Annotated in this window: 17 protein-coding genes; 12 read left to right on the plus strand and 5 right to left on the minus strand. The window is 65.3% G+C overall.

Translation table 11 applies throughout. The features are described from left to right. The first annotated feature begins 99 nt into the window (after positions 1-99). Entirely contained in the window at positions 100-720 is a 621-nt protein-coding gene (locus LDB05_RS12285; RefSeq protein ID WP_226004280.1) for a DUF7344 domain-containing protein, read from the plus strand. A 68-nt stretch (positions 721-788) separates the two neighbouring features. Continuing rightward, positions 789-1,712 carry a hypothetical protein gene (locus LDB05_RS12290; RefSeq protein ID WP_226004281.1) on the plus strand — a complete coding sequence of 308 codons (924 nt, stop codon included), beginning with the start codon at positions 789-791 and terminating at the stop codon, positions 1,710-1,712. Positions 1,713-1,721: 9 nt separating this feature from the next. Here LDB05_RS12290 and LDB05_RS12295 read toward each other — a convergent pair whose 3' ends face one another. Together LDB05_RS12295 and LDB05_RS12300 are read right to left on the minus strand one after the other, a co-directional pair. Then, positions 1,722-2,645, minus strand: a complete 924-nt coding sequence (locus LDB05_RS12295; RefSeq protein ID WP_226004282.1) for an LLM class oxidoreductase — start codon at positions 2,643-2,645, stop codon at positions 1,722-1,724. Between the two features lie 179 nt (positions 2,646-2,824). After that, positions 2,825-4,798: an aconitate hydratase gene (locus LDB05_RS12300; protein ID WP_226004283.1), complete on the minus strand. Its 1,974-nt coding sequence runs from the start codon at positions 4,796-4,798 to the stop codon at positions 2,825-2,827. Positions 4,799-5,069: 271 nt separating this feature from the next. On the opposite strand from LDB05_RS12300, the gene LDB05_RS12305 reads away from it, so the two are divergent. From LDB05_RS12305 to LDB05_RS12340, 8 genes are all read left to right on the plus strand, one after another. Beyond that, entirely contained in the window at positions 5,070-5,552 is a 483-nt protein-coding gene (locus LDB05_RS12305; protein WP_226004284.1) for a deoxyuridine 5'-triphosphate nucleotidohydrolase, read from the plus strand. 83 nt (positions 5,553-5,635) lie between these two features. After that, the gene (locus LDB05_RS12310; RefSeq protein ID WP_226004285.1) at positions 5,636-6,190 is read left to right on the plus strand and encodes a metal-dependent hydrolase; all 555 of its coding nucleotides are present in this window, start codon (positions 5,636-5,638) and stop codon (positions 6,188-6,190) included. Between the two features lie 100 nt (positions 6,191-6,290). Next, on the plus strand, positions 6,291-6,755 hold the full coding sequence (locus tag LDB05_RS12315) for a copper resistance protein CopD (RefSeq protein ID WP_226004286.1): 465 nt from the start codon (positions 6,291-6,293) through the stop codon (positions 6,753-6,755). A gap of 108 nt (positions 6,756-6,863) precedes the next feature. Continuing rightward, on the plus strand, positions 6,864-7,298 hold the full coding sequence (locus LDB05_RS12320) for a hypothetical protein (RefSeq protein ID WP_226004287.1): 435 nt from the start codon (positions 6,864-6,866) through the stop codon (positions 7,296-7,298). An 80-nt stretch (positions 7,299-7,378) separates the two neighbouring features. Then, entirely contained in the window at positions 7,379-10,069 is a 2,691-nt protein-coding gene (locus LDB05_RS12325; RefSeq protein ID WP_226004288.1) for a PAS domain-containing sensor histidine kinase, read from the plus strand. A 112-nt stretch (positions 10,070-10,181) separates the two neighbouring features. Then, positions 10,182-11,081, plus strand: coding sequence for a phosphogluconate dehydrogenase (NAD(+)-dependent, decarboxylating) (gene gnd / locus LDB05_RS12330; RefSeq protein ID WP_226004289.1), 900 nt, complete (start codon positions 10,182-10,184; stop codon positions 11,079-11,081). 167 nt (positions 11,082-11,248) lie between these two features. Beyond that, a complete protein-coding gene (locus tag LDB05_RS12335; RefSeq protein ID WP_226004290.1) occupies positions 11,249-11,560 on the plus strand; it encodes a HalOD1 output domain-containing protein in 312 nt (103 codons plus the stop codon). 351 nt (positions 11,561-11,911) lie between these two features. Next, complete coding sequence (locus tag LDB05_RS12340; RefSeq protein WP_226004291.1) at positions 11,912-13,138, plus strand: orc1/cdc6 family replication initiation protein; 1,227 nt, start codon at positions 11,912-11,914, stop codon at positions 13,136-13,138. Between the two features lie 483 nt (positions 13,139-13,621). Here the strand turns inward: LDB05_RS12340 and LDB05_RS12345 are convergent, their stop codons facing one another. After that, entirely contained in the window at positions 13,622-13,987 is a 366-nt protein-coding gene (locus tag LDB05_RS12345; protein ID WP_226004292.1) for a 4a-hydroxytetrahydrobiopterin dehydratase, read from the minus strand. Between the two features lie 372 nt (positions 13,988-14,359). Beyond that, positions 14,360-15,610, minus strand: a complete 1,251-nt coding sequence (locus LDB05_RS12350) for a hypothetical protein (protein ID WP_226004293.1) — start codon at positions 15,608-15,610, stop codon at positions 14,360-14,362. A 221-nt stretch (positions 15,611-15,831) separates the two neighbouring features. Here LDB05_RS12350 and LDB05_RS12355 point away from each other — a divergent pair, with 221 nt between their 5' ends. Then, positions 15,832-17,469: an FAD-binding oxidoreductase gene (locus tag LDB05_RS12355; RefSeq protein WP_226004294.1), complete on the plus strand. Its 1,638-nt coding sequence runs from the start codon at positions 15,832-15,834 to the stop codon at positions 17,467-17,469. A 34-nt stretch (positions 17,470-17,503) separates the two neighbouring features. On the opposite strand, the gene LDB05_RS12360 is transcribed toward LDB05_RS12355, so the two are convergent. After that, the gene (locus tag LDB05_RS12360; RefSeq protein ID WP_226004295.1) at positions 17,504-17,674 is read right to left on the minus strand and encodes a hypothetical protein; all 171 of its coding nucleotides are present in this window, start codon (positions 17,672-17,674) and stop codon (positions 17,504-17,506) included. Between the two features lie 108 nt (positions 17,675-17,782). Between LDB05_RS12360 and LDB05_RS12365 the strand changes: the two genes are divergently transcribed. Then, on the plus strand, positions 17,783-18,169 hold the full coding sequence (locus LDB05_RS12365; RefSeq protein ID WP_226004296.1) for a DCC1-like thiol-disulfide oxidoreductase family protein: 387 nt from the start codon (positions 17,783-17,785) through the stop codon (positions 18,167-18,169). Positions 18,170-18,174 lie beyond the last annotated feature (5 nt).

An 18,174-nucleotide genomic window follows, 5' to 3' on the forward strand; every position in this document is an offset into this window, starting at 1 on the left:
CGTTCCGGGTGGAAATACATCCCTCCAAAGTGTAATTTTAATTTAAGATATGAAAGTAACCAATAGACTTATTTGCGAAAGTGTGGAGGTATCAATTCAATGGGGGTCAGCCAAGCGAAACCATCCGGGGAGATCGACGTATCGCAGCCAGACCGGCAGCGGTTGACTGAAGACGAACTCTTCGAGCTCCTGGCGAACCAGCGGCGGCGACACATCATGCACGCGCTCATGCGCGAGGACGCGCGCCTCGATATCGGTGACCTCTCACAGGAGATCGCCGCCTGGGAGGACGGGCTCGCCTTCGAGGACGTCTCGAGCACCGATCGGAAGCGGGTCTACACTGCCCTCCAGCAGTCCCACCTCCCGAAAATGGACAAGGCGGGCGTCGTCGAGTTCGATCGCGACCGGGGGACGATCGAGCCGACGCCGGCACTGGAAGACGTGGAGATCTACATGGACGTCGTCCGCGGCCGCGAGATCCCCTGGAGCGACTACTACCTCGGGTTGACGGCGCTCTCCGGCGCACTGTTCGTCACGTCGACACTCGACTTGCTACCGTTCAGCCAGCTCCCCGCAGCCGCGTGGGGCGTCTTCGTCATCGTCACGTTCGCCGTCTCCGCGCTCGCACACCGCTACTACGCCAGACGGAGCCGACTCGGGATCGCGGAGCAGCCCCCGAGCGTGGAACTCGAGTACCGGGATCGACCGACCGACGAGTGATCGACCGACAGGACAACGGCTCCGGTCGGGGCCCCGTCAGCGCCCCCACGACACCAGAGACAACACGAATGAAACGGACGAGACGCGCTGCACTGGCGACGATCGCGGGCTCGAGTGGCGTCCTCGCTATCGAGACGATGGGGTTCTCGACGGCGGGGCTCGAGCGAGACGCACAGGTTCGGACCGCCGGCGATGCGAACGCCTATCTCGGGCTGACTGCGGACGGCGTCGAAGAGGGTGGAGTGTTGTTCGAGGGGGACCCTCGGCAGCCGCCCACCACGTTCGACGTCATCAATCAGCTCACGGAACCGATCGCGGTCACGCTCACGGTCGAGCACTTCCGGTTCCGGTCGGCCGACGGCAACCCCGTCTCCGACGACCGGGTTATCCGTCGCGAGAGCGCGAACGAGCGGCTGGGTCCCGGCGAACGAATCGCCGACGTTACCGTCGGACTGGATCCGGAGCGCGATGGAACGAGTGGTGAAACCGTCACGGGAACGATCGGGATCGAGGCCGCGGGCGACGAGACGACGGTCGAGGCCGAACGCGAACTCACCCTCGAGCGACCCGAGATCGCGATCGACTCGGCTCGGCTCGAGGTGACCCAGACCGGCGGCGGCGTCTTCGAACACGCGTGGTCACTCTCCTCGGTCGATACCGACGGAGCGCCACTCGAGCGGCTTCGGTTCGACTACGGTCGCATCGAGACGACCCGGGCGCTCGACTTCACCGGCGCGGACGCGCTGTCGGCGTCGGTCGCGATCGACGGCAGCGAGCACGCGGCGACGATCGAGCGACGAACCCCCGAGACGCTCGCTCTCGCGCTCGAGTCGCCGGTCTCGATCGATCACGGCACCGTCGAAATCGTCCTGACGAACACCGGGCCACCCGCGAGTCCCGGCGGCGGAAACCGGTCGCCGAGCGGCGCCGTCCTCGAACTCCAGTGTGGCGGCGCCAGTGCTCGCGTCGAGGGCGTCTGGCGTCGTCCGTAGGCCGGGCAGCTACAACCGGTCGATGATCTCGTCGGCGAACGTCGACAGCGCGGCTTCTCGGTCGTCGTTTTGAATCCCGACGATCGCGTGATCGAGCCCGTAGTCCTCGAGTCGGGCGAAGTACTCCCGGAACCACTCGACGCCGGCGTGAAACCCGAGGTGAAGCGGCTCCGGGCCGGCCGTCGGATCGTCGGCGAGTTCGACGCGAACCGCGATCGAGAACGGTTTCTCGCCCGCGGCCTCGCGCCAGTCCGCGAGATAATTCTCGAGCGTCGACTCGGGGAGGTGATAGAACAGCCAGCCGTCGCCGTGCTCGGCGATCCACTCGCGGGACTGGCGGGCGTGGCCGGTCGGCAGCAGCGGCAGGGTGTCGGTCGTCGGCTTCGGGACGACGTCGAGGTTTCCCTCGAGCGATCCCCATCGTCCCTCGAGTTCGGGGAAGTCCTCCCGCCAGACCGTCCGGAGGGCTTCGACGCTCTCGCGGAACAGTTCGCCGCGCTCCTCGCGGTCGACGTCGAAGGCGGGATACTCGGGGTCGCGGTCGCCGGAGGCGACGCCGAGGACCAGTCGGCCCTCCGAGAGCCGGTCGACCGTCGCCGCGGATTTCGCGACGTGGAGCGGGTGGCGAAGCGTGAGGACGACGCTCGAGGTGCCGAGCGCGATGTCGTCGGTGTGGGCGGCGACGTGGGAGAGCCACGGCCACGTGTCGAACGTCTGGCCGGCGTCGCCGAATTTGGGCCAGTAGGTCGGGACGTCTCGCGCCCAGAGTCCGTCGAAACCGACGGACTCGACGTGCTCGGCGAGTCGCAGTTCGTCCGCAACGTTCGGCGTCGAGCGGTTCGCTCCGGTCAGCGGAAAGCCGGCACCGAAGGTCAGGCCGTCGCGATCGAACAGGCGGCGATAGCCAGCGTTCACGTGTCCACCGGTGGGCATTCGGTCGTGCTATCGGTCGGATGGGTATGACGATGGCGTTTTGCGATCGGCGTTGCCGGTACCGGTGCTCGAGGGACGGGCCGACGGGGCGGTCGGGGAGCACCCGCTCGAGAGCGTGGTCACTCGCCGGCGAGCGAAAAAACAAAATTCGAATCGGCTGCCGAGTCGTCGGTGTCCGATCAGTCGTCGGCGGGCGCCGCGCCGCTGCCGCCTTCGGCCTGCTCTTTCGTCCAGGCGAGCTTGCCACCGGCGGCGAGAATTGCGCGCTCGCGTTCGGAGGCGTCCAGCGTCGCCGTGTACTCGTCTTCGCCGTTGATGCGGACGGTGAACTCCTCCTGTCCGCTGGTGACGGCGTCGTAGACGTTGTCGACGATCTCGACGTCGTCGCCCTGGTCGATGTTCTCGTAGGTGTCCTCGTCGATCGTCAGCGGGACGATCCCGAAGTTGAAGAGGTTCGCGCGGTGGATGCGTGCGAAGCTCTGTGCGAGGACGCCCTCGATACCGAGGTACATCGGACAGAGAGCGGCGTGTTCTCGCGAGGAGCCCTGGCCGTAGTTCTCGCCGGCGACGAGGAAGCCGCCGTCGGCGTCGAGCGCGCGCTGTGCGAAGGTCTCGTCGACGCGGCTGAGCGTGAACTCGGAGAGCTTGGGGACGTTCGACCGGTACATCAGGATGTCCTGCGTCGCAGGGATGATGTGGTCGGTCGTGATGTTGTCCTCCATCTTCAGGAGCGCTTCACCCTGAATGTCCGAGTCGAGCTGGTCCTTCAGCGGGACGTCGCCGATGTTCGGGCCCTTGATGAGTTCGTCGTCGACGGCCTCGTCGGGCGCGATGAGGTCGGTCTTCGATCCGTCGTACTCGTCGGGGAGCTCGACGCCGGGCGCTTCGAGATCGCCGAGTTCGTCGGCGAGGTTGCGGGGGTCGACGATTTCGCCCTTGAGGGAGGCCGCGGCCGCGACCTCGGGCGAGCAGAGGTAGACGTTGTCGTCTTCGATTCCCGAGCGACCTTCGAAGTTGCGGTTGAAGGTTCGCAGGGAGACGGAGTCCGAGGAGGGAACGTGGCCGATGCCGATACAGGCACCACACGTCGCCTCGGAGAAGTTGACGCCGGCGGCCATCATCTCCGCGACCCAGCCCTCGCGGGCGAGCATCTCGGAGGCCTGCTTGGAGCCGGGCGCGACGATCGTCTCGGTCTCCATCGAGGTTTCGCGTCCCTCGAGCATCTTGGCGACGGGGAGGATGTCCTCGTAGCCGCCGTTCGTACAGGAGCCGACGATGACCTGCTCGACGGATTCGCCTTCGACTTCGCTGACGGGAACGACCTTGTCCGGCATCGAGGGCTGTGCGATCAGCGGCTCGAGGTCGGAGAGGTCGACGACGATCTCGTCGTCGTACTCGGCGTCGTCGTCGGGCTGGAGCTCGACGTACTCGTCGCCGCGGTTGACGCGCTCGAGGTAGTCTTTGGTCTGCTCGTCGGTCGGGAAGATCGACGTGGTCGCGCCGAGCTCGGTTCCCATGTTGGTGATGGTCATCCGCTCGGGTGCGGTCAGGGTTTCGACGCCCGGACCGGTGTACTCGAGGATCTTGCCGACGCCGCCCTTGACGGAGAGGCGACGGAGCATCTCGAGGATGACGTCCTTCGCGGTGGCCCACTCGGGGAGCTCGCCTTCGAGGCGGACGTTGACGACTTCGGGCATCTCGATGTAGTAGGGCGCACCGCCCATGGCGACGGTGACGTCGATCCCGCCGGCGCCGATGGCGAGTTCGCCGAGGCCGCCGGGAGTCGGCGTGTGGCTGTCCGAACCCAGCAGCGTCTTGCCGGGGGCCGCGAAGTTCTCGCGGTGGACGTTGTGGCAGATACCGTTACCGGGTCGGGAGAAGTGAGCGCCGTATTTGCCGGCCGCAGAGCGGAGGAAACGGTGGTCGTCGGTGTTCTTGAAGTCGAACTGATAAGTCTGGTGGTCGCAGTACTGCGCTGCGATCTCGGTCTGGACCTCGTCTAGCCCCATGGCTTCGAACTGGAGCCAAACCATGGTCCCGGTCGTGTCCTGGGTAAGTACCTGGTCGATCTCGATCCCGATCTCCTCGCCGGTCTCGAGTTCGCCCTCGACGAGGTGGTCGTCGAGAATCTTTTCGGTGAGAGTCTGTCCCATAGCACCCAGAACTCGGCTTTCCGTCCTGATAAATCCAGCGTGTTTCTGTGAGCCACGGACCCCGCGTGGGCCTCGGAAACGGAGGTTTTCGAGTAAATATTGCCGAGTGAGCGACCGTTCGTCGATAACGGGATACGATCCCGTCATATGACCGCTGTACGGTCGCGTCGGGCCCGTCCGACGCGATAGCGGCGTGACGAATGGTACCGAACTGATGGATCGAGTCGAACGGATACGCTTTTGTCGTCGCCGCGGCGTTGCGACAACAGACATGTTCCGCTCCGGTGCGTTCGTTGCCGACCACGTCTCGCCGACGACCGACGCGCAGATCCAGCCCAACGGGGTCGATCTGACCGCCGACGTCGTCTTCGAGCAACTGGAGCCGGGGCGCATCGGCCGAGACGGGAAAGAGATCGGGGACCGGGTGGCCCGCCCGCTCGAGGAACTCGAGGAGAAAGACCCCCACACGTACTACCTGCCCGAGGGGTCCTACGTCGTCCGCTACGGCGAGCGGATCGCGATTCCGGAGGGCCACGTCGGCTTCGTCTACCCCCGCTCGTCGCTCATGCGGAACTCCTGTATGCTCAATACCGCGGTGTGGGACGCCGGCTACGAGGGGCGGGGCGAAGGGCTGTTGCAGGTCCACCACGACATCGAAATCGAGCGCGGTGCCAGGATCGCCCAGCTGGTCTTCGCCGAGGCGAACCACGAGGACGTCTACGACGGGAGTTACCAGGGCGAAAACGTCGAGTAGGCGACGGTCGCCTCCCTCTCCCTCGAGTCGAGTGCCGATTCGCGTACCGTTTTGCCGTTCCGTCCCGTATTCCCGACACATCGATGATGGCGACCACCCACGTGTTTGCCGGGCTCGCGGCCGTCGCGCCGGTCGCGTTCCTCGCGCCGGAGTTTGCCGCAGTACTCGGGATCGGTGCGATTCTCGGCGGCATCGCCCCCGATTTCGATCTCGTCTTCACGCATCGGCGGACGCTCCACTTCCCCGTGGTCGGGCTCGCGGTCGCCGTCCCCGCGGTCGTCGTCGCAGCCCTCTTCCCCTCGCCGCTCACGCTCGTTCTGGCCGCGTTCGCGGGGACGGCCTGGCTCCACGCCGCGAGCGACGCGATCGGCGGCGGCCCCGAAATAGACCCCTGGACGGAACGCACCGAGCGCGCGGTCTACAACCACGTTCGCGGTCGATGGATCCGGCCGCGACGGTGGATCCGCTACGACGGCGCTCCCGAGGACGCCGCCCTCGGCATCGCACTCGCGATTCCGGCGCTCCTCGTCTTCGACGGCGGGTTCACCGCCGTGATCGCCGCCTGCGTCGCCGTCTCACTGCTCTACGCACTCCTCCGGCGTCGACTGGTCGCGTGGACGCCCGACTGGCTCGAGTGACGGAGAGGCGGGAGCGTCCTCCACGAAAGTGACGGTTTTCCTGACTGTCTCTCGGCCAGAAGTCGGAACCCTGATACGGTCGGTGGCCGAGCGACCCCGTATGATAGACGAGCTCGTCGCCAGAACGATCCATCTGGTCGTTGCCGCCCTCTGGGCCGGCAGCGTCTGCTTCGTCGCCGCCGTCGTCCTGCCGCTCGTGCGCGACGGCGCGTTCAACACGACCCACCCGCTCGAGGTGATTTCGGAGAAGCTCACGACGGTGTCGCGGGTGAGTTCGCTGCTCCTCCTGCTGACGGGAGGGCACCTCGCGGGGACCGGCTACACCACGGGGACGCTCGTCGGCTCGACCAACGGGCGACTGGTGCTCGCGATGGTCGCGCTCTGGCTCGTGCTGACCGCACTCGTCGAGATCGGGACGAAACGGTTCGAAACCGGGCTCGCCGGGAAGAAGATCCGCGAACCGGCTCGCGACGCGCTGCCGGTGTTTCGAGCGGCGGCCGTCGTCGCCATCGGATTGCTGGTCGTTGCCGGGCTGCTGTCGGCCAATGTGGGCGCGCTCCTGTGACCGCAACGACAGTCTCCCTGTGACGACGACCGGGTTCGGGAAGCGAACCTCTCAGAAACGAACGTTCTTGCGAAAAATACTTAGTCGGTTACTGTAACGTACTCGCTAATGATTCGGGGCAAAGATATGGCACTGTCGCTCTTCGTCGTGGGGACTGCCGCCGTCGCCGGTTACGTCCTCCGCTCGGAGCGGAGGGGAGCCACCAGATCGCGATCGAAAGCGGACCTCGGCGCGCGCGTCATCGGCCCGGACGAGGTTCCGGACGATGCCACGGTCGTCGACGCATCAGCGCAGCGCCTCGGCGAGATTCCCGGCGCGCGACGAGCGCTCGACCGGGCGATCCGCAACGGCGCGCGCGAGGAATGGGAACACATAACACTCGACCGGGACGGCGCCTGGTCCGTCGTCGACCGCGTTCGACAGACGTTGCCCTACTACGACGCCGACGGGGACGAGTACAACGGCGTCTACGTCCGGTACAACGACCGAATCGTCGTGCTCGATGCGATCGGCTGGGCGCATCTCGAGGACTCGCTCGCGTAGGGTACAGTGCCGATCGCCGCCGATTTCGCGGCGAACTGCCACAACATTAATCACTAGCCGCTTCCTCCGTTGGCCCGACAGTGACCAGTTCCGGTCGGCCCGTCGTCTTCGTCGGGGACGACCCGACACCATCCGACGACCTCGAAGCGGCGTTCGACGTGGTCGCGCTAGCGGATCGAACGGCGGTCGCCGACTACCTCGAGACGACTCCCGCTGCCTGCGTCGTGGTCGACGGGTCCGACACCGATCGCGTCGCAACCGTCGCCGCGGCGTGCGACGCTGCGCCGTCGGTGCCGATTATTTATACGACAGCGACGGCCGACGGGGCCGCCGCTGCCGCCGCGACGCGCGCGGGAGCGACCGAGTACGTCGTTCGCGAAGCCGACGAGACGGTCGCCGACCGTGTCGCGGCCGTCGCACCTACCGGCGACGCAACGGATGCTCCAGTACCCGAACCCGGGAAAACGCCGTCCGCCCTCGAAGGTAGGTCGCCACAGCGCGACCTCGAGCAGGCACGGCCGTCCCGCGAGCGGACTCCCGAGCGGTTCGACGATGCGCACTTCGCCGTCGACGAGGATTTCGAACTCACCGCAGTACACGGTCGGGCCGACGACTTACTGACACGCGACGGGGCCGTGGGAACCTCGCTCTGGGAGGCGATACCCGACGCCATCGGATCGGCACTGGAAACGCAGTATCGTCGCGCGCTGGCGGCGGAGACCATGATCACCCTCGAAGAGTATGCGCCCACGCTGGAGCGGTGGCTCCGGCTCCGAATCGCTCCCCTCGATGGGGGCCTCTCGGTGTCCGTGAGCGATACCACCGAGCGCCACGAACGGGAAACCGATCTGCAGCGCTGCGAGGCGATCGTCGAGACGATCGACGACGGCGTGCTCGTAATCGACTCGGATCAGCGGTTCGTCCACGCCAACGATGCCTTCGCCGATCTCGTCGGGACGGACGCCGAAACGATCGTCGGAATGCACGCCTCGTCGTTCGTCGACGACGCCACCTGGAACGACTGGATGGCCGTTGCCATGTCGCTGACGGCCGGCAATGTGAGTCACCAGACGATCGAAGCCGAGCTCCAGCGAGTCGACGGCGGGACCGTCCCGATCGAAGCGAAAGTGACTCCGCTGGAATCGACCGACAGCGACGACGTCTCGTTCGTCTGCGTCGTCCGCGACGTGACCGAACGGAACCGCCGCGCCGACGTCGTTACGGAGTTACTCGAGACGACGCAGGCGCTGTTTTCCTGTGAGTCGCGCGAGGCCGTCGCGGACGTCGTCGTCGACGCCGCCGAGCGCGTCCTCGGGTTCGAAATCGTCACCGTCCGCTTCTACGATCCGGACGCCGAGGAACTGGTCCTGACGGCCGCGTCCGAGACGGTCAGCGACCTGTTCGACGAGCGAAAGCGAGCGGGGATCTACGAGAGCAAAATGGGCGAGGCCTTCCGACAGTCCGAGCCGATCGTGTTCGACGACTTGCGGACCGACTCCCGCAGTACGGTCCACGATTACGAGTCGTTCCGGGGTGCCATGTGCATCCCGATCGGGAACCACGGCATCCTCAACGTCGGCTCGGCAGTGACCGGCGCGTTCGACGACCGTCACGTCCAGCTCGCGCAACTGCTGACCGCGAGCGCGAACGCCGCGCTCGAGCGAGCCGATCGTCGGGAGGACCTCCTGCGACACGAACAGGTCCTCGAGGCCGTCGAAGGGATGGTGTACGCGGTCGACGAGGACACCCGTCTCACACTGGTGACCGACCCGCTCGCCGAGCGGCTGGGGTACGACCGCGAGGAGCTCCTCGGCGAACCCGTCTCGCTCATTTTCGACGACGACTCGTACGATCGCGCGAGCGACCGCCTCGAAGACATGCTCTCGGATCCGCAGCGAGACCGCGGCGCCTTCGAGGCCACCTACGTCACCGCCGACGGCGACCGGTTTCCGGTCGAGATCGAATGCTCGCTGTTGCCCCGCAGCGAGACCGACATCGAGACCGAGGCGTTCCGCGGGACCGTCAGCGTCGTCAGGGACATCACGCGGCGCAAGGAGCGTGAGCAATACCTGCAAGTTCTCAACCGGGTTCTCCGACACAACCTCCGCAACGATCTGACCGTCGTCATCGGCTACGCGGAACTCCTCTGTGACCGGCTCGAGGACCGGGATCTCACGGCCGCCGCGACCACGTTGCGGGAAACCGCGACCGATCTCGCCCGAACCAGCGAGAAGACCCGCGCCATCCAGTACGCCCTCGACCGAGACGGCGACCTCCAACCGGTCGACGTCGCCGCAACCGTCGAGGACGCCATCGACACCGTCGAAATCGGGGATGCCACCATTTCGGTCACGACGACCGGCGACTACCACGCCTGGGCCGACCCCGGGCTGGAACTCGTCGTCGACAACCTGCTCGAGAACGCGGTTCGGCACACGGGAGCGGCACCGACCGTCGAAGTCACCGTCGAGCGTGACGACGAAGGAATCCGGCTCTCGATCGACGACGACGGGCCAGGCATTCCGCCCGCCGAGATCGCCGTCGTCACCGGCGAAAGCGACATCACGCAACTGACCCACAGCAGCGGCCTCGGCCTCTGGCTGGTCCGCTGGATGGTCGACAGCTACGGGGGCAGCATCTCGTTCGCACGGTCGCCGCTGGGCGGCAGTCGCGTCGACATCGTCCTGGAGGCTGCCCCACCGGAGTCGACGGGCGCGACGGGGGGAGACGCGGCGGACGCAGCGATATCGGAGCCGGCGGACGGACCGTGATTCGAGGCCGGGGTGCGTTTCCGTTAGACCGGTCGAGCGGTCGCGTCTCGGCCGCAATCGCCTCCGACATGGAATCGCAACCACTACCACAGCGGCCGGCTCATGCCTATCCATGCAACTGGGCCTGATCGGACTCGGACGGATGGGACAGATCGTCGTCGACCGAACCCTCGCAGCGGGCCACGACGTCGTCGCCTTCGACTTGGACGAAGAAGCGGTCGCGACCGCAGCCGATGCCGGGGCCGACCCCGCCGACTCGATCGACGACTTCCTCGACCAGCTGGGATCGGACAAACGTATCTGGCTGATGGTCCCCGCCGGCGAGGCGGTCGACGTCACCCTCGAGGAACTCGAGCCCCGTCTGGACGGCGACGATATCGTCGTCGACGGCGGGAACTCCAACTTCGAGGATTCCGTCCGGCGAGCCGAGTCCTGCCCTGCGGCGTATCTCGACTGCGGGACCTCCGGCGGCCCTGCGGGTGCCGAGCTGGGGTTCTCGCTGATGGTCGGCGGTCCCCAGTGGGCCTACGACGAACTCGAGCCGATCTTCGACGCCGTCGCGACCGGTCCCGACGGGCACGAACGAATGGGACCGGCGGGCTCGGGCCACTACGTCAAGATGATCCACAACGGCGTCGAGTACGCCCTGATGCAGGCCTACGGGGAAGGGTTCGAACTGCTCCACGAGGGGCGGTACGACCTCGACCTCGAGAACGTCGCCTCCGTCTGGAACAACGGCGCCGTCATTCGGTCCTGGTTGCTCGAACTGTGTGAGGAGGCCTTCCGCGAGGAAGGGACCGACCTGGGCACCGTCGCCGATCGGATCGAAGGCGGCTCGACCGGCACGTGGACCGTCCAGGAGAGCCTCGAGCAGGAAGTACCCCTGCCGCTGATCTACACGGCGCTGTCCGAACGGTTCGGGTCGCGGGCCGACGACGGCCGGTTCTCGCGGCGACTGGCGAACCGACTCCGGTACGGTTTCGGTCGACACGACGTCCCGCGGCGCGAGTGACGGTTCGCTCGAGGGCGTCATTCCCGCGTCCTGGGGACGCACAACTACGCAACGCTACTTCAGCCGCTCGGGAAAATATTCACCACAGTTGTACAGTAATTTAATCCAAGGCCTATCTCGTGAAATGTTGGGTCAGTTTCATTACACCCGCCTTCGCAGCAGGAGTTATGAAATCGATCGAGCAGACAGCCGTTTCCGTTTCAGCCGACGATCAACTGAGCATGGCCGTCATCGATCTCGTTGCCCGGGCGACCGACACCGATCCGCTCGAGCTCGACCCGCTGTACGACGCGATCGACCCCGACCTCCTCGACTCGCTTCCCGACTCGGACGGCTTTTCGAGCCTCGAGTTCTCCTATCACGGGTATACGATCTCCGTCGCGGCCGTCGACGACGAAATCACGGTTGCGCTCGAGGGGAGACGGATTTCGGCCGATGACTCCTCGGGCGATCTCATTGGCGGCGAATCGTCGACGTAGGGCCGATCCAACAACGGTCGGAACCGGCGAGCACCGGATTGGTCCGCGGCGATCACTGGCTCCGACAGACACACACCACCGTTACAAGTGAAGCTCCGGGTGATGGGGTGGCGGAGCGGGCCGTTCTCGAGCAACTGGTCGATACCGACTGCCAGTCTGTACCCAAACATCGAAATCACGGGGTCCGCGTCTCCGATATGGCACAAACTGTCACCGCTTTAGATGAAAGCGTGGACTGTTCTCTGCACAACTACTACTAGACTAGCCTTCACGTGAAATAGTGGTGTGTCTGAGTTCACTTGCATCAGATGAAAGAGTGGCTTTAAATATACCATCTCTCTTGATACGGACATGCCTCGGTTCGAGCGGAAGCAGAACATCTTCCGGAACAAGGACGCGCTGGGGGAGTCGTACCAACCCGAACGGATCGAAGAGCGGGACGACGAAATCGAGGCGTACATGGACGCGCTCCAGCCCATCATCGACGGCTGGGAGCCGAACAACGTCTTCCTCTACGGGAACACGGGCGTTGGCAAGACCGCCGTCACCGACTACCTCCTCGATGTCCTGCAGGAAGACGTCACCGAGTACGACGACGTCGATCTCTCGGTACTGAGCGTCAACTGCAAGACGCTCAACTCGTCGTACCAGGTCGCGGTCGAGTTAGTCAACACGCTCCGTCCAGCCGGTGCCGAGATCAGCACGACCGGATATCCCCAGCAGACCGTCTTCAAGAAACTCTACAGCGAACTCGAGGCACTCGGCGGAACCGTCGTCATCGTGCTCGACGAAATCGACTCCATCGGCGACCGCGACGAGTTGCTGTACGAACTCCCGCGCGCCCGCTCGAACGGCTACCTCGAGTCGACGAAAGTCGGCCTCATCGGCATCAGCAACGACTTCAAATTTCGCGAACAGCTCGATCCCCGCGTCCAGGACACGCTCTGTGAGCGCGAACTGCAGTTTCCGCCCTACGAGGCGTCCGAGCTGACCAACATCCTCGAGTCTCGAGCGGAGGTCGCGATCACCGAAGACGGCTGCGACGGCGGCGTGTTGAACCTCTGTGCGGCGCTCGCCGCTCGGGATAGCGGGAGCGCCCGGCAAGCGCTCGACCTGCTCCGACTGGCCGGCGAGGTGGCGGAGAACAACGACGACGACGCCATCCGGGAACACCACGTCGATCAGGCGCGGTCCAAACTCGAGCAAGAGCGCGTCGAGGAGGGAATGCGGGAACTGACGACCCACGGACGCCTCGCCCTCCTGGCGGTCGTCTCGAAAGCCGCCAAGGAGTCGACCCCCTGCCGAACGCGGGAACTCTATCAGGAGTACGAGGCCCTCTGTGAGTCCTCGGGAACCGATTCGCTCGCCCAGCGATCGGTCCACAACCACCTCTCCGATCTCCGGATGCTCGGCATCCTCTCGGCGAAGGAAAACCGGAGCGGCTCCCGCGGGAACTACTACAGCTACGAACTCGACGTTCCCTTCTCGAGCGCCGTCGACGCGATGGCCGACGTGCTCTATCTGGACGACGAGATCGAGACGATCCGCGATATCGCCCGCATGAACAGCGTCGTTTGAGCCGGTCTTCCGACTCTCGGCGTCAGTCCGTAACCACCCCACACCACCGCTGCAAGTGAACGTCGAACGACACGACGCCGGACCACCGTTTCACTTGTATCGGTGGTGTGCCACCGCATCACATTTCTAACCGGACGCAATTCCTCGATCCGGTCCCACGGCTGGCGAGCGGCTTCACGCGAACCCGTGGTGTCTCGGATAGCCACTCGTCTCTCTTTCGCTCCGGTCATCGTACTGTGATGGTGCCGCCTGTTCACATGCAGTGGTGGTGTCTGTGGGTCAGGATCTCGAGCGAAATTCCCCCGACAGAACCCGCTCGTTCAGATGCAACCGTGGTGTGTCTCCGTCCCGATTCGTTCCTCTCACGGTTCACTTGAATCGGTGGTGTGTTGGCGCTCGATTCTCGATCTCACAGCTCGATCGTGAGGGAGTCCGCACTGACTCCGACATCTCGACGGCGGACCAGTTCCAGGGCCGTCGGCGCTACCCGTCCTCCTCGGGCTCGTAGTCGTCGTAGATCCGGTCCATCCGGGCGGCCATCACGAAATCGGTCTTGTGGAGTCCGTCGATCTTGTGGGTCCACATCTCGATCGTCACCTCGCCCCACTCGAGTTGCATATCCGGATGGTGCCACTCTTCCTCCGCCAATTCGCCCACCTCGTACGTGAACTCGAGGGCGTCGCGGAAGTCCTCGAACGCGTAGGTGCCCTCGAGGTGGTGGTCGTCGACGACCGACCAGACGTCGTCGCGGATCTCCGCTTGATAGTCGGCGTACTCCTCGGGCTCGAGGGGTTCGTCCTCGCTGGTACAGGCTTCGCACTCCTGATCGGCGAGCGCTGGCTCGGACATGGGTCGGCGTACGACCGCGAGCGACGTGAAGATTTGTGCGGTAACTCAGGCTGCCGCGATCCGTGTTCGGTCGTGCCGCCCGTTTTATACTGGCGTCCGCGTAACGACAGAGACACGGAATCTCACGATGGGAGGGGACAAACGCAACATCGCGGTTCGGTTTTTCGGCGGCGCGGGGAACTACAGTTCGAATCGCTTCGCGTCCCTCTTCGTAAAGCGACTCTGCATCCCCGATCGTGACTAGAAGTACGTTAGTGTCCGTCATAGCCTCTCACCCTCGGTATCGGATGGCCTGAACCGTTGCTTCGGAATATTATGTTGGTTGTTCAACCAACGGCAAAAATGTGACCGAAAGTCCCGAAACAAACCAAATCAAACGGGCTCCCGAAGCGCCCACACGTCCGCGAGCGGCTCCAGCCGACTCGGCTCCGCCCCACGTTCAGTGAGGATCCCACAGTGGAACAGCATCGCCTTCAGTTGGAACACCGTGGGCGAGTGGTAGACTGATCCGTCCTCGAGCGCCGCGGGCCGAAGCTCGCCGTCCGTAGTCAGAACCCGACTCCGGACGCCGTCGGTCCCGCGGACGAACAGCTCGACGGTAAACGACGGATGCAACTCGTGCAAATACTCCACGACGTCGACGAGCGACGGCTCCGTGATCCCGTCCTCGTGCATGTGCTGGAGTTCGCGGACGAGCAGCTCCGTCGCCTCGTAGTCGAACAGCACGCGGCGGGCCAACTGGCCCCACGCCGGCGCGAGATCGACGAACCGTTTTCCCGATCGGTACCAGGTTTCAAACTCCTCGAGGGCCGCCTCGACGGACCCGTAGCGCGCCGTCGCGAACCGGACGACCTCCTCGCCGAGCGCGGTGAGTTCGATGTCTTCGGACCGAACGCCGTCCTCGATAAGACCCAGGAATTCCGCTCCCTGTCGAGCGCTATCGACGGCGCTGACGACCTTGTACTCGGACAGCAGCGATTCGGTATCGCCAGCCGCGTAGTGGGCCAGCGGATAGCCGAGGTAGTTCTTGGGATGGTTCAGGCCGAACGACGCGTCCGCGACACCCTGCGCGCCGGCCTGAAACCGGAGCGCCGTCGCCTCGGTCGTCGTCCGATTGCCGACGACGCGGGGCACCTCGAGCGGGTCCACGCGCCCCGCCGAATCGACGCCGAGCACGCCGACGTTCAACTCCCGCGCGAGCGTGCGGTCGGTCTCGGAGATCGACGCCGCCGGCGCGGCGAGGTAGGCCGCGTTGGCCTCGTGGAGCCGGTCGTAGGCCTGGAGGATCCCGCGCTGCGTATCGACACCGTCGCTCGTCTCCCCCTTCGCCTCGATGGCGATCAACGGCGGCTCGTCGCCGAGTCGTTCGACGGCGAGGAGGTCCGACTCGAGCGCTCGAACGCCCACGAGATCCGGATAGCCGCCGCCGATCCGGACGTGGTTGAACGGTGCCAGACAGTCGCGGACGGCCGCGTCGACGGGCTGTCCGGGGAGCCACTCGTCCCTCGAGAACTGGGTGTCGGCTACCGCATACGCGGTCGACTCGTCGTCTGTCGGAAAGAGCCGCCGCTTCGTATGGGCCAGCACCTGTGGTTCCGAGAGCGACCGAGCCGCGCTACTCATGGTTCTCGATTGGACAGGAGCCCCAATAATGTTCTGGCGATCAGACGGCTCTACGGCCCGAGATCCCGTTCTCGGATGGAAACTGCACTGCTACGAGGACCGGTCGTCGAACGCGACACAGTATTTATCTCGTCTGACATGGTCGCCCCACCCATGGTTTGGAGTGACATACCATGTGAAGTGCGACGATACCTGACCGCACCCGCTACCGAGGTGATACGATGAGTTCGAAGCCGCGGAGCCGTTGGGGATGGGGGTTCGAGGGCGAGATGATCGACGAGACCGAACTCCGCGAGCGGAAGGAGTTCCTGGAGTCTACGCTCGGCTTTCCGGAGCGTCCCGTCCTCGATCCCGTCCCGCTGGCCGACGCAACGATCCCCGATCCAGCGATCGAGATTCCCGACGCGCTCGCGGATTTCTGTACGTCGGACCGAGCCGTTCGAGCCAGGCGAACCTACGGCATGGCTCGTCCGGAGAACGTCCGGGCGTTCCACGGGGATTTCACGCCCGCCCCGGATATCGTCGCGCGACCGACGACGGAGACGGAGGTCGAGGCGGTACTCGCGTGGGCCTCCGAACAGCGCGTCGCCGTGTCTCCGGTTACCGGCGGCACCGGCGTCGCCGGTGGGACGGGGCCGCCGGAGGGAGGCGACCGCGCTGGCTACGCGGGTACGATCGCCCTCGATCTCAGGAACCTGAACGACGTCCTCGAGGTCGACGAAAAATCGCGAACCGCACTGATAGAGGGCGGCACCCTGGGGCCGGATATCAACCGCCAACTCGACGAGTACGGGCTTCACCTCCGGCATTATCCGCAGTCGTATCGGCTCTCGGGGCTCGGCGGATGGATCGCGACCCGATCCGGCGGTCACTACGCGACCAGGTACACCCACATCGACGAGCTCGTCGAGAGCGTCCGGATGGTCTGCCCGGCGGGAACGTTCGAAACCCAGCGGCTCCCCGCCCACGGCGCCGGTCCGGACGCGAACCGGCTCGTCTGTGGCTCCGAGGGCAGTCTCGGCGTCATCACGCAGGCGTGGATGCAGGTCGAACCGCGACCCCAGTACCGATCGGACGCAGCAGTGTACTTCGACGGAATCCTCGAGGCCGCGGAGGCGATACGCCGGATCGTTCAGGCGAAACTCTATCCCGCGAACTGTCGCCTCCACGATCGCGTGGAGACGAGCCTGTACGGGATGGACGAGGTCGAAAACGAGCTCGTCATCCTGGGGTTCGAATCGACTGACCAGCCGACGGACCCAGCCCTCGATCGAGCGCTCGAAATCTGCGAGGCGGAGGGCGGAGCCTGTCCGGACGGACCGGACCATTACGGCCCGGGCTACGGCCACGACCGCCCCGAGGACAGCGACGTAGTCCGCTGGGGTGAGGCGTTCCAGCTCGGCGGCTCCGGGAGTACCGATCTCCCGCTTTGCGTCGTCGGCGGAACCGTCGAGACCGCGGTGACGTGGGACCGCTTCCCGGAGTTTCACGAGTCGATGCTCGCGGCCGTCACTGATGCGCTCGACGCAGAATGTGGTATGGGACACGTATCGACTCGCTTTACGCACGTCTATCCGGACGGTCCCGCCGTTTATTACACGTTCCGCGCACCCGGCGATCCCGATCCCGATCGGCGGATCGAACAGTGGCGGCGGATCAAACGCGCCGGCCTCGACACCGTCATGGAGTACGACCTGACGCCGACGCACCACCACGCCGTCGGCCGGGATCACAAGGAGTGGTACGCGGAGCAGATCCCCGAAAACTACGGGGAGGCACTGCGCGCAGTGAAAGGTGTCCTCGACCCAGCGGGGGTAATGAATCCCGGCGTCCTCGTCGATTCACCGGATCGCGACTGAGGGAGAGGCTCGGTCGACGAGCGGTCGATCGTGCTCACAACTCGATCTCGCTACCGATACCGGCGAGGACGACTCCAGTCCCGAGCAACGCGAAAACGACGCCGCCGACCCACGGCACAGATCCGTACTCGACCAGCGCCGTGAGCCAGAGCGCGCCGACGAGGACCACGCCGCCCGCGACGATCAACTGAACGAACCGCTCCATGGAAGTCCGTTCGTCGCCCCGACTCAAGTATCCCGCCGCCCGAGCCGACTGCAGCACTCACCGTCCCGTCGAGCCAAGCGTTTGTATCTCGAGCCCGTTGCCACGACTATGACCGACGCGATACTCGTGTACGACGACGACTGCGGCTTCTGTACGTGGTGGGCCGACTTCTTCGACGAGCGGACGGAGCTCCGTATCGTCGGCTTCAGCGACCTCACCGACGACCTGCTCGAGCGGTTGCCCGAGAACTACGAGGAGTGCTCGCATCTGGTGGCCGACGACGGCGTCTACTCCTGTGGCGCCTCGCTCGAGGAGGCTGTCGTCCGCACCGACATAGCTGAACCCGCCGGTGACGTCGTCGAGTTCCTCCGGCAGTTCGAGGATTACGAGCGCTTCCGCGAGCGGTCCTACCGATGGATCGCCGACAATCGGGATCGCTGGGGGACGTACCTCTCGAAGACGCCGCCGGCGCGCCAGCAATCCGACGAGAGCTGAGCGTA

This window comes from Natrinema salinisoli (assembly GCF_020405205.1).
Lineage (GTDB): Archaea > Halobacteriota > Halobacteria > Halobacteriales > Natrialbaceae > Natrinema > Natrinema salinisoli.